Below are 8,582 nucleotides of genomic sequence, written 5' to 3' on the forward strand. Positions count from 1 at the left end.
CGACGCGCTGCGCGGCCTGAGCCGCGCGCACCGCCTCGCGCGGCCGGCCCGCGTCGCGCGCGAGGAACGCCGTGTTGCAGAAGGCGTGCGCCTCAAGGCCCGCATCCCCGGTCACCCGGGCGGTCGCGAGTGCCTCCGCGTAGTGCGAGCGGGCGTCGTCGAAGCGGCCCGAGTCGTGGGCCAGCCAGCCGACCGAGATGGCCAGTTCGCCGGCGCCCGAGTGGAGCCGTTCGGAGGTCGTCCGCCGGGTCGTGTTGGCGTCGAGCAGGGCGTAGGCGGCGCGCAGCGGGGCGGCCGCGCGGCGGTAGAGGCCGTCCGCGCCGTGCCGGTCGTCGAGCAGCCGGATCCTGCGGACGGCCTCTTCGAGGGCGCTCGCCTCGCTCGTCCCGACGCGCCGGACGGGCCGTTCCGCGGCCGAGGCGTCGAAGGCGAGTGTGAAGGGGCCCAGCGAGGCGACTGCCATCGTGGCGCCCCCGCTGGTCATGAATGCGCGACGCAGCACGTCGCTCTCCTCGTCGTTGTCGTGCGTCTCGTACAGGTCCTGCGTTTCATACGGCTCGTACGCCCCCGGCGCCTCACCGGCGATGTGCGCCGGGGCCGCCGCGAGGGACGGGTGCGCGTCCTCGGGGACGCGCACCCGGCGTCCGCGTACGGACGAGCGGGGCGCGAACCCGAGGTCGGTCAGTGTGCGGCCGGGGAACATGTGCAGGAACACCCGTTCGTACGCGTAGTTGGGGCAGCGGATCTCACCCGCCTCGACCCGGCCGACATAGCGTGCGTCGCAGCTGACCCGCTCACCGATCTCGCGGGCGGCCCGCCGTACCGCCGAAGCGAACTCGGCCGGCGAGCGCTGTCCGCGCAACTGCCGGAAAGCGAGATTCGGCTGCGGTGGTCGGGGGGACGGGGACGGGGTCACCATTGACGACGCCATGGCCGGGTCCTCTCGTGCGAACCGTCGAACCATGCCGGAACCGTGGTGGTTCACGGTGAGTTGCCCGTGTGGCACCCCGTTTCCGGCGGGCAAGAACGTACCCGCTGTGTCGGACCCGGCACGCGGTGTTTGGCTACAAACCGGATATCTCATCCGAGATCTGCCATGAACTGCCATCCTTTGCGGCGGACTTCCGCCGTAGCCGTTGACACCCGGGCGCGTTGAACCCGGCGGACCGGGAGCCGCCCGACTCCCGACCCGTTCGTTGGAGGAGGGGTTCCGTGGTGGAGGCCGGCATGGAGACCAGACACAGCGCCGATCCTTGTGCGTCCCGTTCGTTCAGTTCTTTCAGCGCGCCGACCGCGTGTCCGGACGCCGCGTGCGATGTCGTCACGGTGCCCACGCGGCACGGGCTCGAGGCGGTCGACATCCTGCGGCGCGGGGCGGGCGACGAGGCGGTCGGGCCGGTCCTGCACGACGACGACTGCGGCACGCTGGCCTTCGTGGTGCCGTCGGGAACCGCGGCCGGGTGGGACATGCCGGGCAGTACCTGTACGGAGACGGACGGGCGGGGGCTGCGGCTGAGCCCCGAGCCGCCGGGGGAGGGCTCGGACTGGCTGCTGCCGCCGGGAGAGGCGGACCTCGCGACGGATCCGGCGGTGCTGCGGGCGGCGCTGGGGGAGGCGGCCCGGTTGATCGAGGCCGCGGACAACTGCCGGTGACACCGGCTGGGGCTCGTTGGGCCGAGCGTCCCGCGGCGCCGGATAATGGCGCAATGGGAAAGTCCAGGAACGTCCGTCGGGAAAGCGCCGCCGTCGTCGAGGCCGTCGACGGTGGGCTCGCCGAGCTCATACCCGACCGGGACAGGGCGCGGGCCTGGACGCTGCTCGTCGACGGGGCGCCGCAGTCGCACGTCGACCTCGACGATCCCGCCTACCTGTCCTTCGAGTACCAGCGCCGGCTCGGGCACGTCATCGACCTGGCCGCCCCGCCCGGCAAGCCCGTGCACGCCGTGCACCTCGGCGGCGGCGCGTTCACCCTCGCCCGTTACGTCGCCGCCACCCGCCCCCGCTCCACCCAGCAGGTCGTCGAGCGCGACGCGGCCCTCGTGCAACTCGTGCGCCGGGAGCTGCCGTTGGAGACGGTGGCCCGGATCCGGGTGCGTTCCGTCGACGCCCGTGAAGGACTCGCCAAGGTGCCCGACGGCTGGGCCGACCTCGTCATCGCCGACGTGTTCAGCGGAGCCCGCACCCCCGCCCACCTCACCTCCACCGAGTTCCTCGACGAGGTCCGCCGGGCGCTGAAGCCGGGCGGCTGCTACGCCGCCAACCTCGCCGACGGGCCGCCGCTGGCCCACCTGCGCGGCCAGATCGCCACCGCGGCCGCCCGTTTCCCGGAGCTCGCCCTGGTCGCCGACCCGACCGTCCTGCGCGGCAAGCGCTTCGGCAACGCGGTCCTCGTCGCCTGCGACCACCCGCTCCCCGTCGCCGAACTCACCCGCCGCGCGGCCTCCGACCCGCACCCGGGCCGGGTGGAACACGGCAGGTCGCTGACCGACTTCACGGGTGGGGCGGTAGCCGTGACCGACGCGGCCGCGGTGGCCTCTCCGGCGCCGCCGGCATCGGTGTTCCGGTGAGGTGACTCAGTAGGTCCCGATCTCCACCCGCGGCGGCCCGTCGTGCCAGGTGCAGAACACCGACACCCGGTCCGCGCCCGAGGAGAACTCCACCCGGATCCACGACTCGGTCTTCCACACCTGCATCGACCAGCCGGTGCCGGGAGTCGCCGACACCAGCGTCGCGGAGGTCGTGCCGAGATCGAAGACGGCACGGCCGCCGTCGGTGTCGTAGCTCTTGACCTGGCCGGACGCGGTGGGGGAAGGGAGGGGGTTCGTCGGCGGTGTCTTCGAGGGAGTCCGCGTGGGGGTCGGGGACGGCTTGCGGGAGGGGCTTTTCGACGGGGACGGCGTCGGCCGGTTCGTCGAGGAGGCCAGCGGTTTCGACTCCTGCGTGGTCGCGTCGGCCGCCGTGATGGGCAGGGCCCGCGGCGGGTCGTACGCCGTGCCCGCCATCACCGTGTGGACGCCCCACCACGCCAGCGTGACCGCCGCGCCGGTGGCGAGCATCCAAGCCAGTACGTGCATGAGTCCTCTGCGCATCGCGGGCCATACTGCCTCACGCGTCCCACCGGTGTCGCCCGCTCCCCGCCCTGTTTTCCACAGGCGGGAAGTTGTCCACAGGCACCGGATGGGCCTGTGCCGCATGGCGTACGGTGCGGCGCATGGCAAGTGTGCTCGTGGTCGAGGACGACCAGTTCGTACGCTCGGCGCTGATCCGGCATCTGACCGACGCCGCCCACACGGTGCGCAGCGTCGGCACCGCGCTGGAGGCGCTGCGCGAGGTCGCCCATTTCCGCTTCGACGTGGTGATCCTGGACCTCGGTCTGCCCGATCTGGACGGCTCCGAGGCCCTGAAGATGCTGCGTGGCATCACCGATGTCCCGGTGATCATCGCCACTGCCCGGGACGACGAGACGGAGATCGTCCGGCTGCTGAACGCGGGGGCGGACGACTACCTGACCAAGCCGTTCTCGGTCGAGCACCTGTCGGCCCGGATGGCCGCCGTCCTACGACGCTCCCGCACCGCCGCCGGGGACGCCCCGCCGGAGAGCGTGCTGCGCGTCGGCGGCCTGACCGTCGACCCGCTGCGCCGCCAGGCCGAGTTGGACGGCGTACGACTGGACCTGACCCGGCGTGAGTTCGACCTGCTCGCCTTCCTGGCCGGACGGCCCGGTGTCGTCGTCCCCCGCCGGGAACTGCTCGCCGAGGTCTGGCAGCAGTCCTACGGCGACGACCAGACCATCGACGTCCATCTGTCGTGGCTGCGGCGCAAGCTGGGCGAGACGGCGGCGAGTCCGCGCTATCTGCACACGCTGCGGGGCGTCGGGGTGAAGCTGGAGCCACCGGGATCGGAGCCGGCGCGATGAGATGGGCACTGGTCAAGGTCTCGCTGGCGGTCACCACCATGGTCGTGTTGGCCTTCGCGATCCCCCTCGGACTCGTCATCAGGGAGATGGCGAGGGACCGTGCCTTCTCCAACGCCGAACGGCAGGCCGCGGCCGTCGCCCCCGCCCTGTCCATCACCACCGACCGCGACCAGCTGGAGCGGGTCGTCGCCTCGGCCGGGTCGGACGCGGGCCTGGCCGTGCACATACCGGCGTCCGACGGCGCCGCGGCCGTCGACCTCGGGCGCCGGCGCGCAGCCGACGGGGACATCGCCACCGTGCGGAAGCTGGGCCGCGCCTCGACCAGTGAGGTGTCCGGCGGCTCCGCGCTGCTCCAGCCGGTCGCGCTGAGCTCCGGCGAGATCGCGGTCGTCGAGGTGTACGTCCCGGAGTCCGAGGTCAGCAACGGCGTGGCCACCGCCTGGGCGGTGCTCGCGGGCGTCGGTGCCGCGCTCGTCGTCGGCTCGGTCGCCGTCGCCGACCGGCTGGGCGTGCGGATGGTGCGGCCCGCGCAGCGCCTGGTCGAGGGCGCGCACGAACTGGGGGAGGGAAAGCTGGGCGCGAGAGTGCCGGAGGAAGGGCCGACCGAACTGCGGCTGGCGGCCGTCGCGTTCAACTCCATGGCCGACCAGGTCGTGCAACTCCTCGCGAACGAGCGGGAGCTGGCGGCAGATCTCTCTCACCGGCTGCGCACACCGCTGACCGTGCTGCGGCTGAACGCGGCCTCGCTCGGGGACGGACCGGCCGCCGAGCAGACCCGGGCCGCGGTCGCGCAGTTGGAACGCGAGGTCGACACGATCATCCGTACCGCCCGGGACGCCAAACCGCAGACCGCGGCGGCCGGACCCGGCGCCGGATGCGACGCGGCGGAGGTGGTGCGGGAGCGGATGGCGTTCTGGTCGGCGCTCGCGGAGGACGAGGGCCGCAAGTGGCGGGTGGCCGGGGCCGACCGGCCGGTGCGGATACCCGTGGCCCGCGCGGACCTGGTCGCCGCCCTGGACGCCCTGCTCGGCAACGTCTTCCGGCACACCCCGGTGGGCACCGCCTTCGCGGTCGACCTGCACAACGGCGAGGACGCGGTGATCGTGCTGGTGTCCGACGCGGGGCCGGGCATCGCCGATCCCGAGGCGGCGATGGCGCGCGGCCGGGGTTCGGGAAGCGCCGGGTCGACCGGGCTCGGTCTCGACATCGTGCGGCGGCTCGCGGAGGAGACGGGCGGGGACGTGCGCATCGGGGCGTCGGTGCTCGGCGGGACCGAGGTGCGGATCTGGATCCAGCTGGACGGACGCGAGCGGCCACCGCTGAGGCGGGGGCACCGAGGCTCCGTACGCCGCCGCAGACCCGGCCGACTGGTCTCTACCTTTAACCGGTCCCGATCCCTCCCTTAAGCTCGCCCTAAGATCGCCAACCCACGCCCTGAACAGGCCGTTTGTCCGATTCCGGATCGCTAGCGTGCTGCCGCACCCCACCCCCGAAGAGTGAAGGCAGACACGTGATGAGCAATCACCGGCGCAAGGTGAGCGGGAGAAACAAGGTGGTCGGCGGAGCTGTCGCCGCCGCGGTGGTTGGCGGCGGCGCGATCCTGTTCACCGGGACCGCCCAGGCGGCCGGGATCGGTGCCGCGTACACCAGGACCAGCGCCTGGTCGACGGGTTACACCGCGCAGTACGTCGTCACGAACAACAGCGGTCAGGTGGACCGGGACTGGACGCTGGAGTTCGACCTGCCGTCCGGTTCCACCCTCGGCTCCCTCTGGAACGCCGAGTCCGGTGTGAGCGGGCGGCACGTCACCGTGACGCCGCCGAAGTGGGACACGGACGGGCTGGCCGCCGGTGAGTCGGTGACGGTCGGCTTCGTCGTGACCGGCACCGGCGCCCCGACCGGCTGCCTGATAGACGACGTCAGGTGCTCCACGGACGACGGCGCGACGCCCGAGCCCAGCGGCCGCCCGACGCAGTCCGCGACGCCGACAGCCAAGCCCACGGCCACCCCCACCCCTACGGCCACCCCCACCCCCACAGCCACGGCTTCCCCCTCGCAGAGCACCGGCACCGGCTCCGGCACCACCACCGGTGCCGCCTTCGCCCCCTACGTCGACACCTCCCTCTACCCCGCCTTCGACCTGGTCGCGAGCGCCGGGGCGACCGGCGTGAAGGACTACCACCTCGCCTTCGTCACCGACGGCGGAGGCTGCACGCCCAAGTGGGGCGGGGTGACGGACCTGGCGAGCGACGCCGTGGCGGCCCAGATCGGCGCCCTGCGGGCCAGGGGCGGGGACGTGCGGGTCTCCTTCGGTGGTGCGGCCGGGTCCGAGCTGGCCACGGCGTGCTCCTCGGCGGAGGCGCTGGCGACGGCGTACGGCAAGGTCGTGGACGCCTACGACCTCACCAAGGTCGACTTCGACGTGGAGGGCGGGGCGCTGCCGAACTCGGCCGCGAACACGCGCCGCGCGCAGGCCATCACGAAGCTCCAGGGGCAGCACCCGGACCTCGATGTCTCCTTCACGCTCCCGGTCATGCCCGAGGGCCTGACCCAGGACGGGGTGAACCTGCTGGCGGACGCCCGGCGGAACGGCGTGAAGATCAACACGGTCAACATCATGGCGATGGACTACGGGCCGGCGTACAGCGGCGACATGGGCACCTACGCCGAGCAGGCCGCCACCGCCACGCAGGCGCAGATCAAGGGCGTCCTGGGCCTGTCCGACAGCGCCGCCTGGAAGGCCGTCGCCGTCACCCCGATGATCGGTGTGAACGACGTGGCCTCGGAGATCTTCAAGGTCGACGACGCGACCCAGCTGGTGGACTTCGCGAAGGCCAAGGGGCTCGGCCGGCTGTCGATGTGGTCGGGAGCCCGGGACAAGCAGTGCGCAGGCGGGGCGAAGGGCACCGCGGACGCCACGTGCAGCTCGATCGTCCAGGACCCGTTCGCGTTCTCGAAGGCGTTCGCCGCCTACGAGTGATCCACATGCGGGGGCGGGAGGGATCGTGTCGATTACGTTTCGACAAATCGGATCGAAAGCTATTGACGTATGACCTGACATGCGGCTGTCATTGCGCCATCGTGTTCGGTCAAGTTGATTTCTGGTCGATTGCGACCGGATCTCCAACCCTCTGAGACCGGACCCTCCCGTCAGGAGCCGTTCATGCATGACCTCTCCCCCTCCGGTCTCTCCCTCCCCTCCCCCAGCCGCCGCACCCTGCTGCGCGGCGTGGGCGGCGCGGCCCTGCTCGGCGCCGGGATACCCCTGCTGAGTGCCTGCGGCAGCAGCGGCTCGTCCGCCGACCCGAAGACGGTCACGCTCGGTTCCAACTCGTCGGACGCGGTACCGAAGAAGGCGTTCGCGGAGATCTACACGGCCTTCACCAAGAAGTCCGGGATCAAGGTCGACGTCAACACCAAGGACCACAACACGTTCCAGGAGCAGATCAACTCGTATCTGCAGGGCACGCCGGACGACGTGTTCACCTGGTTCGCCGGCTACCGGATGCAGTTCTTCGCGTCGAAGAAGCTGGCCACTCCGATCGACGACGTGTGGGCGAAGATCGCGGGCAACTTCCCCGAGGCGATGCAGAAGCTCAGCAAGGGCGAGGACGGCAAGTACTACTTCGTGCCGCTGTACACGTACCCGTGGGCGCTCTTCTACCGCAAGAGTGTCTTCCAGCAGCACGGCTACAGCGTCCCCACCACCTGGGACCAGCTGGTCGCCCTGTGCAAGCAGATGAAGAAGGACGGCCTGGTCCCGATCGCCTTCGGTGACAAGGACGCCTGGCCGGCGATGGGCACCTTCGACCAGATCAACTTCCGCACCAACGGCTACGACTTCCACGTCGATCTGATGGCGGGCAAGGCCTCCTGGACCGACGCCAAGGTGAAGACCGTCTTCGACCACTGGTCCGAGCTCCTGCCCTACCACCAGGAGGGCGCCGTCGGCCGTACCTGGCAGGACGCCGCGCAGACCCTGGTGTCGAAGAAGGCCGGCATGTACCTGCTGGGCACGTTCGTCGGCCAGCAGTTCACCAACCCGGCCGACCTGGAGGACCTCGACTTCTTCGCCTTCCCGGAGATCGACCCGGCCTACGGTCAGGACACCGTGGAGGCGCCGACCGACGGCTTCATGCTCTCCAAGGCCCCCAAGAACGCCTCGGGCGCGGCCAAGCTGCTGGAGTACCTGGGCAGCCCGGAGGCCGAGGAGATCTACCTCAAGGCCGACTCCAGCGTGGTGGCCGCCTCGTCCAAGGCAGACACCTCCTCCTACACCCCGCTGCAGAAGAAGGCGTACGAGATGATCTCGGGCGCGAAGAGCCTGACGCAGTTCATGGACCGCGACAGCCGCCCGGACTTCACCGCCACGGTGATGCAGCCCGCGCTGCAGAACTTCGTCCGCAACCCCAAGAACGTCGACAGCATCTTGTCGTCGGTCGAACGCCAGAAGAAGACGATCTTCGCGTCCGCGTGAGTGGAGCGAGTGAGAGCGACATGACGACGACGCCCACGAAGGACCAGGAGGCGGCCGCGCCGCCTCCGGGCCCCGCCTCCGTCAAGAGCCCCAAGAGGGCACCCACGGGGCACAACCGCCTGCTGACCCGCCGTGACCGCATCACGCTCGGCCTGATGGCGGGCGTGCCGACGATCCTGCACGTCACCC

The 8,582-nt window shown here is 71.3% G+C and carries 8 protein-coding genes and 1 pseudogene; 7 read left to right on the plus strand and 2 right to left on the minus strand.

The window, feature by feature from the left end; translation table 11 throughout:
• A partial coding sequence (locus ACWBNA_RS47485) for an NsdA family TPR-like regulatory protein (protein ID WP_482710824.1) occupies window positions 1-931 on the minus strand: 931 nt, incomplete at its 3' end.
• A gap of 281 nt (window positions 932-1,212) precedes the next feature.
• Between ACWBNA_RS47485 and ACWBNA_RS47490 the strand changes: the two genes are divergently transcribed.
• Entirely contained in the window at window positions 1,213-1,653 is a 441-nt protein-coding gene (locus ACWBNA_RS47490; protein WP_482710825.1) for a hypothetical protein, read from the plus strand.
• Between the two features lie 53 nt (window positions 1,654-1,706).
• Window positions 1,707-2,567 (plus strand): spermidine synthase, encoded by an 861-nt coding sequence (locus ACWBNA_RS47495; RefSeq protein ID WP_482710826.1) that lies wholly within the window; start codon window positions 1,707-1,709, stop codon window positions 2,565-2,567.
• 6 nt (window positions 2,568-2,573) lie between these two features.
• On the opposite strand, the gene ACWBNA_RS47500 is transcribed toward ACWBNA_RS47495, so the two are convergent.
• Entirely contained in the window at window positions 2,574-3,089 is a 516-nt protein-coding gene (locus tag ACWBNA_RS47500; RefSeq protein WP_482710827.1) for a hypothetical protein, read from the minus strand.
• 122 nt (window positions 3,090-3,211) lie between these two features.
• Here ACWBNA_RS47500 and ACWBNA_RS47505 point away from each other — a divergent pair, with 122 nt between their 5' ends.
• The 5 genes and pseudogenes from ACWBNA_RS47505 to ACWBNA_RS47525 all read left to right on the plus strand — a co-directional run.
• Window positions 3,212-3,916 (plus strand): response regulator transcription factor, encoded by a 705-nt coding sequence (locus ACWBNA_RS47505; RefSeq protein WP_482710828.1) that lies wholly within the window; start codon window positions 3,212-3,214, stop codon window positions 3,914-3,916.
• Complete coding sequence (locus ACWBNA_RS47510; protein ID WP_482710829.1) at window positions 3,913-5,322, plus strand: sensor histidine kinase; 1,410 nt, start codon at window positions 3,913-3,915, stop codon at window positions 5,320-5,322. Before ACWBNA_RS47505 ends, ACWBNA_RS47510 begins: the two co-directional genes overlap by 4 nt.
• A 107-nt stretch (window positions 5,323-5,429) precedes the next feature.
• On the plus strand, window positions 5,430-6,896 hold the full coding sequence (locus tag ACWBNA_RS47515; protein ID WP_482710830.1) for a glycoside hydrolase family 18 protein: 1,467 nt from the start codon (window positions 5,430-5,432) through the stop codon (window positions 6,894-6,896).
• 183 nt (window positions 6,897-7,079) lie between these two features.
• Window positions 7,080-8,393 carry an ABC transporter substrate-binding protein gene (locus ACWBNA_RS47520; RefSeq protein WP_482710831.1) on the plus strand — a complete coding sequence of 438 codons (1,314 nt, stop codon included), beginning with the start codon at window positions 7,080-7,082 and terminating at the stop codon, window positions 8,391-8,393.
• Window positions 8,394-8,413: 20 nt separating this feature from the next.
• Window positions 8,414-8,582: pseudogene (locus ACWBNA_RS47525) on the plus strand (sugar ABC transporter permease); the annotation flags it as partial.

The organism is Streptomyces sp. Q2 (assembly GCF_056820935.1).